This window comes from Chloroflexota bacterium (genome assembly GCA_020850535.1).
In the GTDB taxonomy this organism is placed as follows: domain Bacteria; phylum Chloroflexota; class UBA6077; order UBA6077; family JACCZL01; genus JADZEM01.
Genome location: JADZEM010000196.1, coordinates 1 through 19,611, shown reverse-complemented (window position 1 = coordinate 19,611; position 19,611 = coordinate 1). Strand labels below are relative to the sequence as shown.

At 68.8% G+C, this 19,611-nt stretch carries 17 protein-coding genes and 1 tRNA gene; 14 read left to right on the top strand and 4 right to left on the bottom strand.

What is annotated here, in order from left to right:
- The first annotated feature begins 578 nt into the window (after positions 1-578).
- Both IT306_28215 and IT306_28210 read left to right on the top strand, forming a co-directional pair.
- Entirely contained in the window at positions 579-1,352 is a 774-nt protein-coding gene (locus IT306_28215) for an enoyl-CoA hydratase/isomerase family protein (protein ID MCC7372331.1), read from the top strand.
- Positions 1,353-1,377: 25 nt separating this feature from the next.
- On the top strand, positions 1,378-2,256 hold the full coding sequence (locus IT306_28210; protein MCC7372330.1) for a zinc ribbon domain-containing protein: 879 nt from the start codon (positions 1,378-1,380) through the stop codon (positions 2,254-2,256).
- Here IT306_28210 and IT306_28205 read toward each other — a convergent pair whose 3' ends face one another.
- Positions 2,257-3,351, bottom strand: a complete 1,095-nt coding sequence (locus IT306_28205) for a PD40 domain-containing protein (protein MCC7372329.1) — start codon at positions 3,349-3,351, stop codon at positions 2,257-2,259.
- Between the two features lie 33 nt (positions 3,352-3,384).
- Between IT306_28205 and IT306_28200 the strand changes: the two genes are divergently transcribed.
- Both IT306_28200 and IT306_28195 read left to right on the top strand, forming a co-directional pair.
- On the top strand, positions 3,385-4,299 hold the full coding sequence (locus IT306_28200) for a ribonuclease Z (protein ID MCC7372328.1): 915 nt from the start codon (positions 3,385-3,387) through the stop codon (positions 4,297-4,299).
- A 630-nt stretch (positions 4,300-4,929) separates the two neighbouring features.
- Positions 4,930-6,243 carry an MFS transporter gene (locus IT306_28195; GenBank protein MCC7372327.1) on the top strand — a complete coding sequence of 438 codons (1,314 nt, stop codon included), beginning with the start codon at positions 4,930-4,932 and terminating at the stop codon, positions 6,241-6,243.
- Between the two features lie 146 nt (positions 6,244-6,389).
- Here the strand turns inward: IT306_28195 and IT306_28190 are convergent, their stop codons facing one another.
- The gene (locus tag IT306_28190; GenBank protein ID MCC7372326.1) at positions 6,390-6,596 is read right to left on the bottom strand and encodes a hypothetical protein; all 207 of its coding nucleotides are present in this window, start codon (positions 6,594-6,596) and stop codon (positions 6,390-6,392) included.
- A 369-nt stretch (positions 6,597-6,965) separates the two neighbouring features.
- On the opposite strand from IT306_28190, the gene ispG reads away from it, so the two are divergent.
- Positions 6,966-9,014 carry a (E)-4-hydroxy-3-methylbut-2-enyl-diphosphate synthase gene (ispG, locus tag IT306_28185; protein ID MCC7372325.1) on the top strand — a complete coding sequence of 683 codons (2,049 nt, stop codon included), beginning with the start codon at positions 6,966-6,968 and terminating at the stop codon, positions 9,012-9,014.
- 44 nt (positions 9,015-9,058) lie between these two features.
- Here the strand turns inward: ispG and IT306_28180 are convergent, their stop codons facing one another.
- Positions 9,059-9,973, bottom strand: coding sequence for a hypothetical protein (locus IT306_28180; GenBank protein ID MCC7372324.1), 915 nt, complete (start codon positions 9,971-9,973; stop codon positions 9,059-9,061).
- A gap of 227 nt (positions 9,974-10,200) precedes the next feature.
- Between IT306_28180 and IT306_28175 the strand changes: the two genes are divergently transcribed.
- From IT306_28175 to IT306_28135, 9 genes are all read left to right on the top strand, one after another.
- Positions 10,201-10,407 carry a hypothetical protein gene (locus IT306_28175; GenBank protein MCC7372323.1) on the top strand — a complete coding sequence of 69 codons (207 nt, stop codon included), beginning with the start codon at positions 10,201-10,203 and terminating at the stop codon, positions 10,405-10,407.
- A 26-nt stretch (positions 10,408-10,433) separates the two neighbouring features.
- Positions 10,434-12,668 (top strand): cyclic nucleotide-binding domain-containing protein, encoded by a 2,235-nt coding sequence (locus IT306_28170; GenBank protein MCC7372322.1) that lies wholly within the window; start codon positions 10,434-10,436, stop codon positions 12,666-12,668.
- Positions 12,669-13,200: 532 nt separating this feature from the next.
- Positions 13,201-13,271 (top strand) — tRNA-Gln (locus IT306_28165).
- A gap of 166 nt (positions 13,272-13,437) precedes the next feature.
- The gene (gene glmU / locus IT306_28160) at positions 13,438-14,805 is read left to right on the top strand and encodes a bifunctional UDP-N-acetylglucosamine diphosphorylase/glucosamine-1-phosphate N-acetyltransferase GlmU (protein ID MCC7372321.1); all 1,368 of its coding nucleotides are present in this window, start codon (positions 13,438-13,440) and stop codon (positions 14,803-14,805) included.
- Between the two features lie 22 nt (positions 14,806-14,827).
- Positions 14,828-16,126: an HlyC/CorC family transporter gene (locus tag IT306_28155; protein MCC7372320.1), complete on the top strand. Its 1,299-nt coding sequence runs from the start codon at positions 14,828-14,830 to the stop codon at positions 16,124-16,126.
- Positions 16,110-16,661 (top strand): metallopeptidase family protein, encoded by a 552-nt coding sequence (locus IT306_28150; GenBank protein MCC7372319.1) that lies wholly within the window; start codon positions 16,110-16,112, stop codon positions 16,659-16,661. The genes IT306_28155 and IT306_28150 overlap by 17 nt, the downstream gene beginning before the upstream one ends.
- 76 nt (positions 16,662-16,737) lie before the next feature.
- Positions 16,738-17,589, top strand: coding sequence for a tRNA (guanosine(37)-N1)-methyltransferase TrmD (trmD, locus tag IT306_28145; GenBank protein MCC7372318.1), 852 nt, complete (start codon positions 16,738-16,740; stop codon positions 17,587-17,589).
- Positions 17,576-17,806, top strand: a complete 231-nt coding sequence (locus tag IT306_28140) for a hypothetical protein (GenBank protein MCC7372317.1) — start codon at positions 17,576-17,578, stop codon at positions 17,804-17,806. Before trmD ends, IT306_28140 begins: the two co-directional genes overlap by 14 nt.
- Positions 17,807-17,816: 10 nt before the next feature.
- Positions 17,817-18,119: a cold shock domain-containing protein gene (locus tag IT306_28135; GenBank protein ID MCC7372316.1), complete on the top strand. Its 303-nt coding sequence runs from the start codon at positions 17,817-17,819 to the stop codon at positions 18,117-18,119.
- A gap of 378 nt (positions 18,120-18,497) precedes the next feature.
- Here IT306_28135 and IT306_28130 read toward each other — a convergent pair whose 3' ends face one another.
- Positions 18,498-19,103 carry an NUDIX hydrolase gene (locus IT306_28130; protein MCC7372315.1) on the bottom strand — a complete coding sequence of 202 codons (606 nt, stop codon included), beginning with the start codon at positions 19,101-19,103 and terminating at the stop codon, positions 18,498-18,500.
- Positions 19,104-19,611: the final 508 nt, after the last annotated feature.

The following is a 19,611-nucleotide window of genomic DNA, read 5'->3' as shown; positions in this document are numbered from 1 at the left end:
TCCTGCAGTCGCTGCGCGACGCCCCGGTCTCACCGGACGACGCTGTTCCCGGCGTCCGTCGCGGAGCGACTGAATGCGTGTAGGCGGGGGTTTCAACCCCCGCCTGCGCGTCTCGTCGCGCTTCGGGAACACCAGCGAACATGCAATCGCCCTGCGAAGTGGAGGGATCTTCTCCTTCTGTGGCGTGAGGAAGATCCCTCGGCTTCGTTCGCACGCTCACGTCGCTCGGGATGACGGGGGAAGCGTCGAGTGACCCGACTCGGTCGTTCATGACTGACAGGCCACTGGCCTCGATCCAGGCGGACAAAAGAAAACGACCGAGAGGATACTCTCTCGGTCGGTCTGCGCTCGTCAGGGTCAATACCCGGTGCTGTTCCTTCGGCGACAATGGCCGCATGGATCGCGCACCTGCGGTGAACCGACCCCAATATGGGAAATGTCCGGGAACCGTATGCCAATCGCACGAAGTTCCCGCGATCAGTAAGTCGAGCGCAACCGCAGTATACCATCGCCCCCCTGCGTGACGGAAGACCTTGACCGACCAATCTGCCCCCCGTACCATCGTCAACGGAGGCAGCATGGCCTACGAGTTCGTTCTCTCCGAGCGCGAGGGACCGGTCGGCATCGTCACGATCAATCGGCCCCAACAGTTGAACGCGCTCAGCTCGGCCGTCCTCACCGAGCTGGCTTCGGCGCTCGAGGCGCATGACGCTGATCCCGAGGTGCGCGTCCTGATCCTGACCGGTGGCACGGAGGTTTTCGCGGCCGGAGCGGACCTCAAGGAGTTCGCGTCGCAGTCGCTGGTGCAGATGCTGGCGAGCAACCGCATCGCCCTCTTCGACCGCATCCGTACGATTGGCAAGCCGATCATCGCGGCGGTCAGCGGGTACGCCCTGGGCGGCGGCTGCGAGGTCGCGATGCTCTGCGACATGATCGTCGCCTCGGAGACGGCGCGATTCGGGCAGCCCGAGATCAGCGTCGGGTTGATGCCCGGGGCCGGCGGCACGCAGCGCCTGACCCGGACGATCGGCAAGGCGAAGGCGATGGAGATGGTGCTGACCGGCGCGCCCATCGACGCCGAGACGGCCGAGCGGCTCGGGCTGGTCAACCGGGTCGTGCCGAAGGATGCGCTGCTGGACGAGGCGAAGTCGTTGGCGCTGAAGATCGCCGCGAAGCCGCCGATCTCGGTCAAGCTCACCAAGCAGGCCGTGCTCAAAGCGTTCGAGCTGCCCCTCTCCGAGGCCGTAGACCACGAGCGCAAGCTGTTCCACCTGCTGTTCGGCACCGAGGACGCCTACGAGGGCATGAACGCCTTCATCGAGAAGCGCAAGCCGACCTTCAACGGGCGGTAGCCAGGATGCGACGCGGGAGGCGACGATGACGTGCAGCCGTTGCGGAGCGCCGCTGCCCCGTCCGGACATCCGATTCTGCACCAGTTGCGGCGCGCCGGTCGGGCAGCAGCCCGGTGGGGGCGCCGCCGGCGGTGGGTCTCAGCCGCCCCAGCAGCCGGGCGACCCTGGCGGCGGCTATCCGCCTCAGCCGCCGTACCCGCCGCGGCATCCTGGCTATCCACCCGGCCAGGGACCGGCGCCGGGCGGTCAGTACCCGCCGCCGTATGGGCAGCCGCGGTACGGACCGGCGCCGTACGGTGGGCCGCCGTCGCCCCCAGCCGGCGGCAACCCGAAGCTGGGCCTGTTCATCGGCATCGTCGTGGTGCTGCTGGTGCTGCTCGGCGGGACCGCCTTCTGGCTGCTGACCCAGACCAGCGGCTCACCGCTGTCGATTGGCCGCGCCGAGCCGACCCAGACGCCCACGCCAACAGTCGTGCCGACGCCGACCCGCCAGCCCGGCATCGGGATCAACATCCCCGGGCCGCAAGGGACACCGACGCCGATCAACATCCCGCTGCCGATCCCGGGCCTGGGCGCGAGTGGGACTCCCGGCACGCCGGGCTTGCCGATCACCATTCCCGGCCTGAACGGCACGCCCGGCCTGCCAGCCATCCCTGGTGCCAGCGGCACCGCCCCGCCGAACGCCAAACTGACCGCTGACGGGGCCCGCCAGAAGGTCAAAGAGTCGATCAGCAACTGCCGGCTGCTCCAGACCGAGGTCGAAGCGTCCCAGGTAACGTTCGAGGCCCCGACCTGGACAGTCCGTCTGCCGCTGACCGGCACGTCCTGGAAGGTGGACGACGCGACCGGCACCGTCACGCCCGACGAGCGGGCGGCCGAGCGTGCCCGCAACTGCCGCATCTAGTCAGCGCCAGTCGATGGCCCCGAAGCTGCCGTTCTCGCTGATCCGCCGCACGCTCCCGTCAGCCGCCCCGATCAGGAAGATGCCGTTCGCCCCGCTGCTCGCCAGCGCCGAGCCATCCGGCGACCACGCGATGGCGGCATCGTCCACCGGCAGCGGGGCCAGTTGTCGGGCCTCGCCGCCGGCAGCGGGGACGAGCCACGGTTCGGCCGGGAAGCCGTGCGCCGCGACGCCCCGCCAACGGTCCAGGCTCGGAAGCAGTTTCGGCACCGTTGGTGAGGGCGTGAGCGGCCGAGGCGGCAATCCCGTGGGAGCCGAGTCCGCCACGCCCGCGAAGGCGATCTGCGAACCGTCCGGGCTGTAGCGTGGATAGGCGATCACCAGGAACTGCCCCTCTGGGATGATCTCGCGGGCCTCGCCGCCGGCCAGCGGTTGCTCGTAGAGGGCGTCGCCGGTCTGCCGCGCCAGCGTGTAGACGACCTTCTGGCCATCTGGCGAGATGCTCGGATAGCGGGCCTGCGTCACCACGGTCCGCCGTCCGCTGCCGTCGGCGTCGATCCACTCGGCGCTGATCGAGGGCAGATTGTTCGCCCCCAGGCCCACCGCCTCGAACAGCAGCCCGCTGCCGTCGGGCGCCCAGTACGGCGCAGCGAGCAGCATGCCGGGACGGTCGCGCGGGGCCACGACGATGCGCTCACCGCCAGGTGCGGTCGTCGTGATGACGATGTCCGAGCCGCCAGGGCCGTCACCCGTCCGCGCCGTGAACATGCCGTAGGCGACGCGCGAACTGTCCGGCGACAGGGCTACATCGGCCACGAACTCGCCGACCTGCAGCGAGAGGACCGTCCGGTCGTCGTCGCCGGTCGGACGCACCAGCACGATGTCGCGGGCGCGTGGGACCGCCAGCAGGCCGGTGAACGATTCTGCGGCCAGCGCGCGCCCTGCCGTCGACGGAGCGGCCGACCAGAGCGCCGCCGCCGCGCCAACGGCGCTCAGACCGCGCAGGAAGCGCCGTCGGGTCTGCTGCACGGCGAGCAGGAGGGACGCGCTGCCCGTCGAGGCCGGCGCGCCGCCCGGCGAACGGTTCGCCCACGTCATGCGCAGCACCACATCCGCCGGTATCCTTTCCGCATGATCGACGCGCTCCTTCTCGGGACGTCCGGCACCCTTCCATTGCCGGACCGGCCGTTGTCGGCCCTGCTCGTTCGGGTCGGGCCGCAGATGATCCTGTTCGACTGTGGCGAGGGTACGCAAGTCAGTATGCGGCGTGCCGGCTGGGGCTTCAAAGCGCTGTCGGCGATCTGCCTCAGCCACCTGCACGCCGACCACGTTGCCGGCCTGACCGGGCTGCTGCTGACGCTGGGCCACGCTGGCCGCCGTGAGCCGCTCGACATTTTCGGGCCGGTCGGCACGCGGATCGTCGTCGCCGGGCTGCGGGTCGTCGCGCCGTACTTGCCATACGAGGTCCGCGTCCACGAGCTGGCCGAGCAGCACCGCATCCCCTGGAACGGCGCTCGTCTCTCCAGCCTGCCCGTCGATCACGCCGTGCCTTGCCTGGCCTTCCGGATCGATCTGCCGCGCAGCCGCCGATTCGATCCAGAGAAGGCGCGGACCCTCGGCGTGCCCATCGAGGACTGGAAGCGTCTCCAGCAGGGCGAGACGGTCCGTGTGGGCGGCACGGAGGTCACGCCAGAGCAGGTGCTCGGGCCGAAACGGCGCGGCCTGAGCGTCGCCTATGTCACCGATACCCGCCCGACGCCGAGGATGCCGAGCTTTCTCGCCGACGTGGACTTGCTGACCATCGAGGGCACCTACGGAGACCCGGCCGACGCGGCGAACGCCGTCGAGAACAAGCACCTGCTGTTCTCCGAGGCCGCCGAGATCGGGCTGCTGGCCGGCGCGCGGCGGGTCTGGCTGACCCACTTCAGCGCCAAGATGCTGCATCCCGAGCGCTTCGCTCACGAGGCGACCAGTGTCTACGAGCCGACCGTCGTCGGCTATGAGGGCCTCAAGACCTCGTTGCGGTTCGACGACAACGACGCATAGCAGCCCCGCCACCAGCGAAGGCGGCTGACAGGGCGCGTTCGGGCCTCAGACGCGGTGATGGGAGCCGCGCTCTCGCACGGCTCCCATCGCAGGTCCCTCCTGCGATGTCGGATCTAGCCGGGGATTGACTCGCCGGCCGAGCTGCAAGCGGCGCACGTTCCCGCGCCAGCGCAGCACCGCTCGATCAACACCATTCCGGACGGCCGCTCGGTCCCGAGGATCGAGCGGAAAACAGCAGCGTCGTTCCCGTGGGACCAACGCCGCCAGCCCGCCGGCATGGGCGCCCGCGCCGGGGAAGGCGTGGGTCGGCATGGGACGTCGTAGTTCACTGTGTACTCCAAGAAGATGGTCGCCGGGGCCGCGCTCGACGCGCTCGCCGTCGACCTGGATGAGATGTGGCCGCGACCTACACGTCTCCCCGTGTACAACAGCGCAAATGTCATCGCGCCGCGATCGGGCCGTTACTTCAAGAACGCAGAACAGCCAGGAGAGGGGTATATTCCTCGCGGCTGCCGATGCCGCTTCGTCCGTCGTCTGCGTTCACAGGGTGAAGCGGCGCGAGTATATGGAACCGTTCTCGACTTTGTCCACCATTTCGCGGTAGGCTCCTGTTTCGCGGAGGGGAGCAACGTGGGCAGACTGCTGGGAACGTCGGGCGTGTACTACGGCTGGGTCATGCTGTTCGCGATCGCGCTGATGACGTTTGCCTCGTCTGGATCGCGGTTCTCCTTCGGGGTGTTCGTCATTCCGATGAGCGAGGATCTGCACTGGGGTCGGGATCAGCTCGCCCTTGGCGCGTCGTTGAACCTGATCCTGGCCGGGCTGCTTCGACCGCTGGTCGGCATCCTGGCGGATCGCTTCGGCTCGAAGATCATGGCGATGACCGGCGTCTTTCTGGGCGGCGCGGCCCTGGTGCTGACCAGCTTCGCCCACGAGCTGTGGCAGTTCTACCTGGCCTACGGCGTCCTCCTGGCGATTGGCTACGCCTGCGCCTCTCCCGTCACGGTGACCACGCTCGTCAGCCAGTGGTTCATCAAGCGGCGCTCGCTGGCGATGTCCATCGGATCGACGGGCACGGCCCTCGGCGAATTGATCGTGGTGCCGCTGGCGATGGCCACCTACCTGATGGTCGGCTGGGAGAACGCCTTCCGGGTCATGGCGGGTTTCATGCTGGTGATCGTGCTGCCGGTCGGCTTTCTGCTCCTGGCGAACCGCCCGTCCGACAAGGGCCTCCAGCCCTACGGCCACGACCCCGACGACGCCGCGCGCGGCCGTGGGCTGGCCGGCGTGGCGCTGACGCCGCGGCAGGCACTCAAGACGGGTGACTTCTGGCGGCTGATGGTCGGCTTCTTCGTCTGCGGCTTCACGATGAGCTTCGCGTCCACCCATTTCGTGCCGTTCGCCATGGACATGGGCATCGAGCAGATGGCAGCGGCGAATGCGCTCGGGATCGTCGGCGCGTGCAGCCTGGTCGGCGGTCTGACGGCCGGCTACCTGGGCGACCGCTTCAACCGAAAGAACGTGCTGGCGACGGTCTACCTGCTGCGCGGGCTGGCGTTCGTCGTGCTGCTCCAGGCGCGCGATCTGCCCACGCTCTACGCTGGCAGCTTTCTTCTGGGCATCTCCTGGACGTCGACCGGGCCGCTCACGTCGGCCATCTCAGCTGACAAGTTCGGGCTGCGGCACCTGGGCACGATCTACGGCGTGATGTACACGATCATGCCGATTGGCTCGGGCATCGGGGCGTACTTGAGCGGCCTGGTGTACGAGATGCGCCACGCCTACGACATCACGCTGGTCGCCAGCGCGGCGGCGGGGCTGATCGCCGCAGCCGTCGTGTTCGGCGTGCGCGAGCCGACGCGCCTCGGCGGTGCGCGAGACGACCGCGAGCGAGAGAAGGTCGCCGTGCCGGCCGGACTGGCGATGGAGAAGGGTTCGGCCTAGCCGCGCCCTACGCTCCCGGGTAGGAACGGCCCCCATCGTTCGTCGATCTATCCGTGCTGGCGGCCAGGATGGGCCTCGGCCCCGCCACGGCCCCGGAAGGTGCGTCCGCCCCAGGCAAGGACGGATCCCGGGGCCAGCGGCGTCGGTCAGGCCTTGGCCTTGCTGAGAAACGGCAGTCCAGTCCGCTGGTTCTCGCCGACCGCGTAGCCCGACGGCACGGCATCCAGGGACTCGCCCTGCTTCTCCGAGCGCGAGAAGTAGAAGATACGCTGCTTACGACCGTTTCGGAGCGTCACGTCCTTCGCGTGCAGAAAGTACGTGTCGCCTTTGCTGTTCTTGTGGGCAAAAGCCATTGGTGGGACCCCCTCGTTTGAATGCTCCCAATGGGACCGACAACCAAGTCTAACGAGCGGCCAGGTACCGGGCAAGGATGGTGGGCCGACACAAGTGCATCACACCATCGAATCCACGCAAAGCCGCCATGCATGGGGTGTCGCATCATCTTGCCAGAGAACGGCCACCCCTTGCACTGTTTCGGGCCGGGTGGCATGAATGAGCGCTCTCGTATCCGCACCGCGAGCCGGACTCATGGGTCGCCAGGGTTCCGCCCGTTCTTGACGCCCGCTGGCGCCGGCTCGTAGCCTCTGACCAGTACGATTTCGTCACACAGCGCGATTCGATCTGCGAATCCGGTGGAGATCATGGCTCAAGACGCAGCGCCGATGCGCGCTCCGACGACGCTCCCCTACTGCGCCAGCTCGTTCGCCTATCGCCGCCGTCGAACCCACGAGGTGATGGTCGGGCGCGTCGGTGTCGGCGGCAGCAACCCGATTCGCATTCAGTCGATGACCACTACGCGCACGCAGGATGTCGATGCGACCGTCGCCCAGGCCGAGCGGCTGGTGAAGGTCGGCTGCGAGATCGTGCGGATCACCGCACCCACCGTACAGGACGCGAAGGCGATAGGCGAGATCCGGCAGCGGCTGCACGCTCATGGCATCACCGTGCCGCTGGTGGCCGACATCCACTTCAGCCCGGCCGCCGCGATGGAGGCCGCGAACCACGTCGAGAAGGTTCGCATCAATCCCGGCAACTTCGCGGACTCCCGGCAGTTCGCGATCCGCGAGTACTCCGACCTGGAGTACGAGCAGGAGTTGGAGCGGATCGAGGAACGGTTCAGCCCGCTGGTGCTGAAGTGTAAGTCGCTGGGCGTCGCCATGCGCGTCGGGACGAACCACGGATCGCTGTCCGACCGCATCATGAACCGCTTCGGAGATACGCCGCTCGGGATGGTCGAGTCGGCGCTGGAGTTCCTGCGGATCTGCCAGAAGAACGGCTATCCGGACGTCATCCTCTCGATGAAAGCCTCCAACCCAAAGGTCATGATCCAGGCGTACCGGCTGCTGGTGGCGCGGATGGACGAGATCGGGATGACGTTCCCGCTGCATCTCGGGGTGACCGAGGCCGGCAACCATGAGGACGGTCGGATCAAGAGCGCGGTAGGTATTGGCTCGCTGCTGGACGACGGGATCGGCGACACGATCCGCGTCTCGCTGACCGAGGATCCCGAGGCCGAGATCCCGGTGGCCGAACGGCTGGCACGCCCCTACCAGGACGCCGGCGAGCGGGTCTACCTGAGTGGCCCGCTCCCTCCCGAGATGCGCGACCCGTACCAGTTTGCACGGCATAGCTCCGCCGAGCAGCGCGCCGGCGCGTGGGCCGCCGGCGGCCGCGAGACCGTTCGCGTGCTCCAGGCCGTCGAGCAGGCGTCCGACGCCGGCACGGCTGTCGATCTCGTCGGCCGGGCCGTCGCGCTGGCGACCGCCGCCCGCCCCGGCGCGCCGCCGCCGGACGCCGTCGAGCTGCCAGCCGACAGCGCCGAGCAGCGCGCGGCCCTGGCGAATCTGGCGGCCCGGTTGGCCGACGCAGCGCCGTCGGTTGTGGCTGCGGCCAGGGTCAGCCCGGCCGTCGACGATGCGGTGGCGGCCGCGGAGGCCGGGACCGTCGTCCACTGGGTCTCGGCCTCCGCTGCGCCCCCGGCCGACCTGTTGCGCGGCCTTGGGGTCCAGGGGCGAGCGCTGATCCTCGAAACGTCGGCTGGCGCTGCCACGATTGCCGAGGCGGTCGAACGGCTAGTCGGCTGGGCCAACACGGCGGTGGCGGCCGGCGTGGCTGCCCCGCTCGTAGCACTTGCCACGGATGACGCCTCGGTGACCGTTCGGGCGTACCGCCTGCTCGCCGCTCGGCTCGCCCAGCTGGGCCTGGACTGCCCACTGCATCTGATCGCGCCGGCCACCGACAACCCGTACGAGCGTCTGCTGCGTGCCTCCGTCGGCCTGGGCAGCCTGCTCTGCGACGGCATCGGCGACAGCGTCGAGGTGCGCGGGTCAGACGAGCGCCCGACCACCCGCCTCGCGTTCAACGTGCTCCAGGCCAGCGGCGCACGCATCTCGAAGACCGAGTACGTCGCCTGCCCATCCTGCGGCCGAACCCTCTTCGATCTCCAGCCCGTCACCGACCAGATCAAGCAGGTCACGGGGCATCTGACGGGCGTCAAGATCGCCATCATGGGCTGCATCGTCAACGGGCCGGGCGAGATGGCGGACGCCGACTTCGGGTACGTCGGCGGCGCGCCCGGCAAGATCAACCTGTACGTCGGCAAGGATGTCGTCGAGAAGAACATCCCGCAGTCCGACGCCGATCAGCGGCTGATCGAGCTGATCCGCTCACACGGCCGCTGGACCGAGCCGCCGGCCGATCCGGGGTCGTAGGTCGTGGGTCGATGGTCGTGGGCCCACGACCATCGACCATCGCTCTAGCGCGTCTGCGACAGGACGAACTCCGCGACCTCGGCCATCGGCTGGGTGTTGAGCAGCGTGGCCGAGTGGTTGTCGATCGCGTCGCCCTCGAACGGCGTCGTCAGGTTGTACTCGCGCCAGAGCGTGCCCGTCTTGGCGAACATCGTCAGGCGCTCGTCGCCCAGCAGGCGCAGGGCCAGCCCGCGCCCCTGCGCCAGCTCCGTCACCTTCGGGCAAACGTCCGGCGAGGCGTAGTAGTAGGCACAGTCAACCGTGTTGCCGAACGACCCGATCTTGTAGCCGAGCTGCTGCGCCATCAGCGCCCGCTGCTCGACCTGGGCGTACCGCTCCGGCGGATCGCCGACCTCCTCCATCCAGGCCACCATCGACGGCTCGGCGCAGCCAAGGCGCACGGCGTTTGCGAACTCGAACGGCGTGCGTCGCGAGCTGAGGCCGGCCATCGGTCCGCTGATGCTGACGATGCCGCTCAGGTTGGACCAGATAGCCGGATCCTCGACCTGGAACGCTGCGCCCCACAACGCCTGGGTCGCCACGAAGCCGCCGACGCCGTGCCCCACCAGGAAGACCTCGTTGTTTGGCCGCGCCTGCTTGAGATCGGCCATCAGCTTTCGCAGCGCCAGGAATGATGTCTTCGAGTAGCTCTCGCACTGGCCGCCCGGCGCGACCTGGTACGAGCCGTCGGGACCGAACGCCCCGCCGGCGTACTGGAACTCCAGAATCTCCCCCTCCGGAAAGCCTCGCAGCGTGAGCTGCTCTCTGAGCATGGCCCACGGGGTCTCCCCGGCGTTCTTCCCGATGCTGCCCAGCAGCACAATCGTCTTGCCGGGCAGATGCCCAGCCTCGGCCGGCGGTATCCCCGCCACCGCCAGGATCAGCAGTCCCGCCGCCAGCGAGACCAGCCATCGCCGCATGCTACCCTCCTCAGGCTCGAATCCGCGCGCACGGCAGACTCCGCACCTGTCACGGCCGCCAGGACGCAGTGCGCGCGGCTCCTTCCCATACTACCCTGACAGGAGGGGCCTCGGGATGTCTGCTGCGTGACAGATCATCGCCGCGCGTGACCGCTATACTGGGCAGGTAACGGGATGCGTACCGCCGCGCATTCTCGCGTAGTCGCGCAGCGATGAGGAGACGAGACGTGAGTCAGCAGGCAGTCGGAGAGATTCTCGCACGGGCCCTGCGCGACCGCTCCTTCGCTGCGAGCCTCAGGGCCGACCCGGACACCGTGCTGGCGACGTTCGACCTGACCGACGACGAGCGCGCGAGCATCGTCGCCGGGCTGCGCGGCCAGGGCGGCGGTGCACGGCTCGACCAGCGCCCCCGGATGGCCGGGCGCATCGTCTAGCCGCCAGATCGCCCACGACGCTCAGCATGTTCGCTACCGCCGCGGACCGATCCGAGCCGAGCAGCATCTGGTCGGCGCTGGCGATCTCGCCGAGCGCTGCTGAGTCGCCCCCGACCGCCGACGTGTGGCTGGCGCTCGACGACGAACTGGACCTCGGCGCATACGTGCCGACGCCGACGCCAGACGTCGAGGTGCGCTCGGTGGAGGGGCGAGGCGGCCAGCAGTTCTGGGTCATCCGGACGCCATCGCTCAGCTACCTGCGCCTGGACGACGCCGACCTCGACCTGTGGAACCGCATGGACGGCGTTCGCACCGTCCGGCAGATCGCTCTCGACCACTTCCTGGAGCGCGGCGGCTTCGTCGCCGACCGGCTGGCCCGCCTCGTACGTCGCCTGCGCCACGACGGCTTCCTCGGCGCAGCACCGCCGGACCTCTTCGCGGCCGTCGACCGACGCCTGCACGCCGACTCCGCCATCGGACGCTGGATGCAGCGCGTCGGCGGGCTGCTGGACATCGAGCTGCTGCGGTTTCCTCAGGCCGACCGCTGGTTTCAGCGGGCCTACGACAGTGGTGGCTGGCTCCTCTATGCGCGGCCCGCCCGCGTGCTCTGGGTTGTGGTCGTGCTGGCCGGCCTGTTCGCGTGGTGGCGGCAGGTGCTGTTGGCCGAGCACGCCCTCTTCCAGACGAACGGCTCGTACACGCTCGGCCTGCTCACGCTGGCCGCGCTCGACATCCTCGGCGTGAAGGTCTACCAGGTGGCGCAGGCTCTCACGATGAAGCGGTACGCCATCAGGATCGTCGGGGCCGGTCTGCGACTCAACTACGGCCTCCCGATCGTCACGGTGGAGACCTCAGACGCCTGGATGGCCAGCCGGCGGGCGCGGATGGCCGTCTCGCTGGCCGGTCCGTTCTCGGTGCTGGTGCTTGGCGGCGCACTCGCGCTGGTCGCCTACCCGCTGGACGGCACCGAGATGGGCGCATTCCTCTTCAAGGCTGCCTTCGTCTGGCTGGTGAATGGCGTCTTCAATCTGCTGCCGATCCTCGATCTCGACGGCTACTTCCTGCTGGTGGACTACCTGGAGATGCCGGCGCTCCGGCACAACGCTCTGCAGTTCGTGCGGGAGGGCCTCTGGAGCCGTGTCCGTGCCCGCGCTCCGTTGAGCCGCGACGAACGGGTCTACACCGTGTACGGCCTCTTCTACGCCGCACTGGCCCTGCTGATCCCGCTGCTGATCCTTGAGGCGCGCGATCTGCGCTACGCCAGCTCCTTCGCCGACCTCTGGAACCGCCCGCTGCCCGGCGCCCAACTGGTCGCCGTCGGCATGGGCGTGTTCCTGCTGGGGCCGGCCGCGTTCTCGATCCTCGGACGGATCGGCTGGGTGGCGTTGGCGCTGAGCCGGCTGGCGCTGGCCCGCTGGCGGCAGTTGCGCGGACAGGCGCCGCGCGACTACATCGAGGCGCTCGCCAGCTTGCCCTTCATGGCCGACGTGCCACGGGTCGAGCTTCGGCGCGTGGCGGCCCATCTGCGCGCGGAGACGGCGGAATCGGGGCAGCTCGTCGTGCGACAGGGTGCGCCCGGCGACCGCTTCTATGTGATCCTCGAGGGCGAGGTATCGGTGGTTCGGGTGGCCGCCGATGGACATCAGGAGCGGCTCGCCCAGCTTGGGCCGGCCGACTACTTCGGCGAGGCTTCGCTGGTCGCCAACGTGCCGCGCACCGCCACCGTGGTGGCCGACGAGCCGACGCGCCTGCTGAGCCTGGATGCCGGGCACTTCCGACGCTGGATGGCCAGCCGCCTCGACGTGCAGGACGCCGTCCACCGCACCCTCGCCGAGCGCGAGCGACTGGCCGGTCTGCCGCTGTTCGCAAGCCTCGGCTCGGCTGAGCTGGACCGGCTCGCCCGCAACGTGCTGGTGACGCGCTACTCGGCCGGCGATACGATTGTGGCGCAAGGAGCCGAGGGCGACCGCTTCTTCGTGCTGGTCGAGGGGGACGTCGAGGTCACACGCCGCGACGACGTGACCGGGCTCGACGCCATCCTGGCCGAACTGCATCCCGGCGACTTCTTCGGCGAGATGGCGCTGCTCGAACGGACTCCACGCTCGGCGACGGTGACGGCGATGACCCCGGTCGAGACCTACACGCTCACCGCCGCCGACTTTCAGACCCTGCTGGACCGTCCTTCAGCCGAACAGGTGCTCCAGACCACGGCGCGGCGACGAGCCTCCGAGCAGATCCGAACGCTGCCCGCCGGGGCGTAGCTGCCGGTCGCTGCGCGACGGATGCCGGAAACGGCATCGACTGGTGGGATTGGAGCGTCGCGGAGCGACAGCATGATGGTAGGCGGGGCTTTCAAGCCCCGACCGCGCGTTCTGCGGCGCCAAGGGAACACCAGCGAACGTGCCATCGCCCGGCGCGCGAGTCGCCGGTGCTGGCGCACAGGGCGGTGGTCCGCTACGCTTGCCGCACCTTCTGGGAGCGTTGGTGCGCCGTGGACTGCTGGACCTGCGAGAAGACTGCGCTCGGTGCGTGTCGTTTCTGCGGGCGTGGGGCCTGTCGGGAGCACGCGCAACAGCGACCGTACATAGTCGGCCTGTACCGTGGGCGCGCGAATGACACCCTGCGGGCGGTCGTCGTGGAAGACGCCCTGCACTGCGGCGTCTGCCATCCGCGCGGCGAGCCAGTCCCACTGCCGGATCTCGACTGACAGCGGATGAGGGCCGTCGATCGCGGTTCAGTTCTTGACGCCAGTGTCCGGGCGTCAGTACAGTCTTCAGCGGGCCGCGCCCCGATTGGCGAGTGGTGAAACGGTATCACAGGGGACTTTGGATCCTCTATTTCAGGTTCGAATCCTGACTCGCCAGCCGATCTGGCGCCCTTCGCGCTGGCATCGGGCCAGCCGCGCCGCGCCGCGCGCCCAACAGGTGTATGCAACAACCCGAGAACTCAGAGCCTCCCCGTCCGACCGAGCAGAGCGCCACGCGCTCGCGGGTCGGAGTCGTGATCCTTGCGGCGGGCAAAGGCACCCGCATGCGGTCCCGAATGTCGAAGCTCGTGCATCCTGTCGCGGGACGGCCGATGGTCCGGCAGGTCGTGGAGCTGGCCCGCCAGCTTCAGCCCGTCGAGACTGTGCTGGTGGTCGGTCATGAGGCCGAGGACGTCGTCGCGGCGGCCGGCCCCGGCGTGACGGTCGTGGTTCAGGCGGAGCAGCTCGGCACGGGCCACGCCGTCCTGCAGGCCCGGGACACGCTGCGAGGCCACTGCGACGTCGTCGCGATCCTCTACGCTGACACCGCCCTGCTGCGGCTGGAGACGCTCCAGCAGATGATCGATGCCGCCGATGACGCGGCGCTGGTGCTGCTGACCTATGTGCGCGGTCACTCCCGCGAGCACGACGCCATCTCCGAGAAGTACGGGCGCATCAGCCGGGACGGCCAGGGGCGGGTGGATGGCATCATCGAGGTGCCGACGACGGATGCCGAGTGGTCCATCCCGGAAGTCAACGCGGGGATCATGGTGGCGCGCTCCGAGCCGCTCTGGGAGGGCGTCGGCAGCCTGCCGCGCAGCCCGAAGGGCGAGTACTATCTGACCGATCTCGTTGCGCCACTGGTGGCGACTGGCCTGCCGGTCGTCGCCGTGCACCCCGAGGACGCCGACGAGATCCTGGGCGTCAACACCCAGGCCCAGTTGGCCCAGGTGAACGGCATCGCCATGCAGCGCATCCGTCAGCAGTTGCTCGACAGCGGCGTGCGGATGCTGGACCCCCAGTCGGTCTACATCGATTCGACGGTGCAGGTTGAGCCGGACGCTGTGCTCCTACCGAACACGCACCTGCGAGGGACGACGGCCATCGGGCGCGGCTCGGAGATCGGGCCGAACAGTATCGTCGAGAACAGCGTGGTCGGATGCGACAGTCGAGTGACGGCGTCCGTCCTCGAATCGTCGTGGGTCGGCAACGGCGTCACCATCGGGCCGTTCGCGCACCTGCGGCCGGGCGCACGGATCGAGGACGAGGCCGAGCTGGGCAACTACGCCGAGGTCAAGGCCGCCACCATCGGTCCGCGCACCAAGGTCCACCACTTCAGCTACATCGGCGACGCCTCGCTTGGCGCGGACACGAACGTTGGCGCGGGCACGATCACCTGCAACTATGACGGGACGGCCAAGCACCGCACCACAGTCGGAGAGGGCGTCTTCATCGGCAGCGACACCATGCTGATCGCGCCGGTGTCGCTGGGCGACGGCGCTCGCACGGGCGCCGGCTCGGTGGTCAACCGCGACGTTGCCCCCGGCCAGACGGTCGTAGGCGTGCCGGCCCGGCCGATCCCACGCCGCCCCCGCTCAGGCCAGCAGACGCCACAGGCCGCAGGCGACCAGCACGACGCGTCGCGCGCTTAGCTGGCACACGGATTCTGCACGTATGGACCCTGCTGAACGCACGCTAGAGGTATGGATCTGGTTCGCCGCGACGGGCCTCTTCACCGTCCTCGGCCTGCTCGCCGTTGCGGCCCAGACCGCGCTGCAGGCGGCCAGTCGCACGCGCATGCGGATGCTGGCCGATGTCAGAGTCAAGGGGGCGCGCTCGGCCCTGAAGATGCTCGACGACGGCTCACCGACCCCGACCGTCCTGCTGATCCTGGGCGTCATCGGGATCGGCGGCACAGCCGTCAGCATGCTTGGCACGGTGACGACGGCCTGGGAGCTGGCCTTCCCCGAGGCCGTGGTCGTGGCCGGTATCGCTGGCGCGGTGCTGGTATTAGTGGCCGTCCTCTGCCGTGGCGCGGCCGTGGCCAGCCCCGAGCGCACGCTGCTCCTGCTGGGCCGGCCAGTGCGCGTGCTGGCCGCCCTGCTGCTCCTGGTGGTCGCTCCGCTGGTGTGGGTCGAGCGGCGGGTGGTCGCAGCGCTCGGGCCGTCCCGTGAGACGGACGCCGCCGCCACCGCCGACGATGTTCGCTTCCTGGTGGAGAGCGTCGAGGACGCCCGCAAGCTCGAAGAAGACGAGCGCGAGATGATTCACGGCATCTTCGGCATGAGCAGCCGTCCGGTCCGCGAGGTGATGGTTCCGCGCATCGACGTGATGGCCATGCCGCGCGAATCAACGCTCGGTCAGTTGCTCGACAAGATCGTGTTGACGGGGTACTCGCGCATCCCCATCGTGGCCGACACCATCGACAACGTCGTCGGCCTGGTCTACGCCAAGGATGTGCTGCGGTCGCTGCGGGCCGGCCATCTCGACGATCCGGCGGAACCGATTGCTCGCGCGCCATACTTCGTGCCAGACACCAAGAAGGTAGACGAGCTGTTGCAAGACCTGCAGCAGAAGCGGGTCCACCTCGCCGTGGTGGTAGACGAGTACGGCGGCACGGCCGGCATCGTCTCCATTGAGGATTTGTTAGAAGAGATCGTCGGCGAGATCCGCGACGAGTACGATGTCAACGAAGAGAACCTGATACAGCGGATCGACGCACGCGTGAGTATCGTGGACGCGCGCGTCTCGCTCCGCGACGTGAACGAAGAGCTGGACCTCCACCTGGACGTGGACGAGCTGGATACCCTGGGCGGCCTCGTCTATCACGAGCTTGGAAAGGTGCCGGCCGAGGGCGACGAAATCCGCGTCAACGGCTGCCTGGTGACCGTCATGAGTACCCAGGGGCGACGAATCAAGAAACTGAAGGTCACGGTGGTGGACCAAGACCGTGCCGATGAGGAGGAGAACTGATGCCCCGTCGAAGCGTGCCAAAGCGGAAGGGTCCGAGCGTGCTGCAGTTGGCGACGTGGCTCATCATCTTCCTGGTGGCCGTCAGCATGGTGCTGGCCGTCCTGCCCATCGCCCAGCAGTGAGCGCAGCCGAGCGCCTGCGAGCAGCGCGCGGGCACCATCTCCGCTACCGAACGGACCGACGCACCTTTGAGCGCATCGTCGGCGAGGTCGTGCGGACGTTGCCAGAGCCGTTCCGCGACCGGCTGGAGAACGTCGCCATCGTAGTCGAGGACTGGCCGGACGACGACGAGCGCGCCGTGGCCCGGGACGAAGACGATCGAGACGATGTCGACCTGCTCGGTTTGTACCAGGGCATCCCCTACGGCAGCCGGCTTCAGGGCTACCACCTCGCCGTCCCCGACCGCATCACGATCTACCGTGGCCCGATCCTGGCGACCGTCCGCTCCGAGGCCGCCGCGCGTGAGGAGATCCGCCTGACGGTGCTGCACGAGATCGGCCACTACTTCGGGCTGGGCGACGATGAGCTGCCCTGACGACGCCGGGCAGGAGGCGTCCACCGCGGCCGGCGTGTACGCGACGCCATCGACGGGCGCAGGCGCCGCGCCGCTGTTGCAGGTGGATGTCGTCACCCTCTTCCCCGAGATGTTCGAGCCGCTGCGCCACAGCATCGTCGGACGCGCCGTGGCGGACGGCCGCCTGAGTATCCGTTATGTCAATCCACGCGACTTCACGGCCGACCGCCACCGCACAGTGGACGACTATCCATACGGCGGCGGACCGGGCATGGTGATGAAGCCCGAGCCGCTGTTTCTGGCTGTCGAGTCGGTGGCGCAGCCGACCAGCGCCGTGATCCTGATGAGCCCGGCCGGCCGCGTCTTCCGCCAGTCTGTGGCCGCCGAGCTGGCCGAACAGGCTCACCTGATCCTCGTCTGCGGGCACTATGAAGGGGTCGACGAGCGGGTACGCGAGCACCTCGTGACCGACGAGATCTCGATTGGCGACTACGTCCTGACGGGCGGTGAGCTGGCAGCCATGGTGATCGTGGACGCCGTCGCCCGCCTGCTGCCGGGCGTGCTGGGTGACGCCGAGTCGGCCGGCGACGAGTCGCACAGCGCCGGCCTGCTGGAGTACCCTCAGTACACCCGGCCACCGGCCTTTCGTGGGTGGCCGGTGCCGGATCGGCTCCTGTCCGGACATCATGCGGAGATCGCGAAGTGGCGCCGGCGCCAGGCCCTTGAGCTGACGGCTGCCCGCCGCCCTGACCTGATGACGCCCGAGCTGCTGGCCGAGCTGGCGGATGACGGCACGAGGAAGGTACGCCGCCGCCGGCCCGCGCGCGCGGCTGTCCCCGCCGACGATGGCGCAAGGGTGGCATCTGCCGACCCCGTGCGGGAACCGTCCAACCGCGACGAGACAGCTGAACTTTTTCCCGAGGAGCCGGCCGACGATGTACGAGGGTGAGCGGCAGCGCAAGCCGATCCGGGTAGTCGCACTGGTCGTGACGATGTGGATCGTCGGCAATGTGTTGCAAGCCGCCATCGAGGCGGGAGCGGCCAGCACGGCGCTGCTCACCGATGACGCGGCCGTCTGGGCCGGACGGCTCCTGGGCTGGGGGGCGCTGGCCGCCGTCTGCTTCGCGTACCGCGAGCAACTGGACGATTGGCTCCGCGACCGGTGACACTGCCGTCATGACGGGGGGAAGGACTGCTGGCCCCATTCGTGCAGAGGCGGCTGGCAGGCGTCCCCGCGACATATGTGGAAGAGCCTGGGGGAGAATCACTGTGGCACGTGGGCCAATCGTTCGACTCATTCGCGACCGGGGGTTCGGCTTCGTCCGGACCGAGGACGGCAGCGAGATCTTTATCCATCACTCGGCGTTGCCGCGTGGCGTGTTCGACACGCTGGCTGAGGGCCAGGAGCTGGAATTCGAGATCGAGACCGACGTGCGCGGGAGGGGTCAGCGCGCGACAAACGTCGAGATCATTCGCTGAGGTGCAACAACCTATTTCTCAACAGATTCATCTGAAATGCCATCCCTGCCGGTAGAATGAGGTCGTTCCCTCATCACGTTGAACCTGCTTCTGCCGGGGGATCCCATGCACCGCTCGAGCTTTCCATGCCGCGTGTGTGGGCAATCGACGGATGGCCCTGACACGTATGTCGTCTGTGAAACCTGCGCTGACGAGTACGAGCGGCAAGCGGAGTGGCCGGCGACATGCCGGCCTGCCGTCGCTGATGTTGATGATGTGCGGCCGTTGTATCCGCTCTCCGACGACGAGGTTGAGGCTCGACTCCGCCACCTGCTGGACAGCTGGTAGCCGACCGACCGGGGCTGAAGGGCGGGGCCGACCTGGTCCCGCGCGACGTGGCTACTCGCCGCGCCCCGAGAGCGGCAGCGGCGTGCGGCCTGGATCGGTGCGCCAGTCGGCCAGGGCACGCCGGTGCGCTCGAAACGCGATCTCGGCCGGCAGGTCGTCCGGGCCGAAGAACCGCGCATCCATCGCGTCGTCGCCGGCCGCCAGCGTCCCGCCAACCCGTCGGGCCGCGTAGACCGCCAGATGCGCCACGTTGCGGGGGTCGTCTGACCCGAAGTACAGCCCCCAGAGGCCCGTCAGCTCGACGTCAAGGCCCGTTTCCTCCTGGGCCTCGCGGACGGCCGTTTCCTCGGCCAGCTCCCCGTACTCGACGAACCCGGCCGGCAGCATCCACTGTCCCAGGTACGGCTCGTGGGCGCGTTGCACCAGCAGCGCCTTGCCGTCCTCGACGATCAGCAGTGCCGCCCCGGTCGCGTTCTTCGCGTAGTAGACCCACCCGCAGACCGGACAGACCGGCCGCGGCAGCCCGCCATGGACGATCTCCTCGGTCAGCGCGCCGCAACGGGCGCAGTGGCCCGGCCGTCCCGGATCGAGGTAGCCGCTCGGGTCGCGCGGGACACCCGCCCACTCGGGTCGGTCGAAAGCTGCAGCGTCGGACACACACCCTCCTCACGCTCGCCCGGGCCTCACGCAGTGTGAGGATGCCGCGGGCCAGACGCCAATGCCGCCGGGCGTGTCCCAGGCGCCAGCAGCAACCTACCCGCCCGAAGCCCGGCCGGCCGCGGGCATATTCTACTACACACGAGTCTAATATGCCAGCCGGTCCGCGGGCGTCCCTGGGCGAGTGCATGTTGATGTCGTCGCGCCGACGCGTCGGGGCTTGAAAGCCCCGCCTACCATCCTGCAGTCGCTGTGCGACGCCCCGCTCTCACCGGACGACGCTGTTCCCGGCGTCCGCGTCGCGGAGCGACTGAATGCGTGTAGGCGGGGGTTTCAACCCCCGACTGCGCGTCTCGTCGCGCTTCGGGAACACCAGCGAACATGCAATCGCCCTGATGCTGCTACCAGTGCAATCGTATGTTGAGCGCGTCGTGCCGCCGCGTCGGGGCTTGAAAGCCCCGCCTACGATCCTGCAGTCGCTGCGCGACGCTCCAGTCGCACCAGTGCC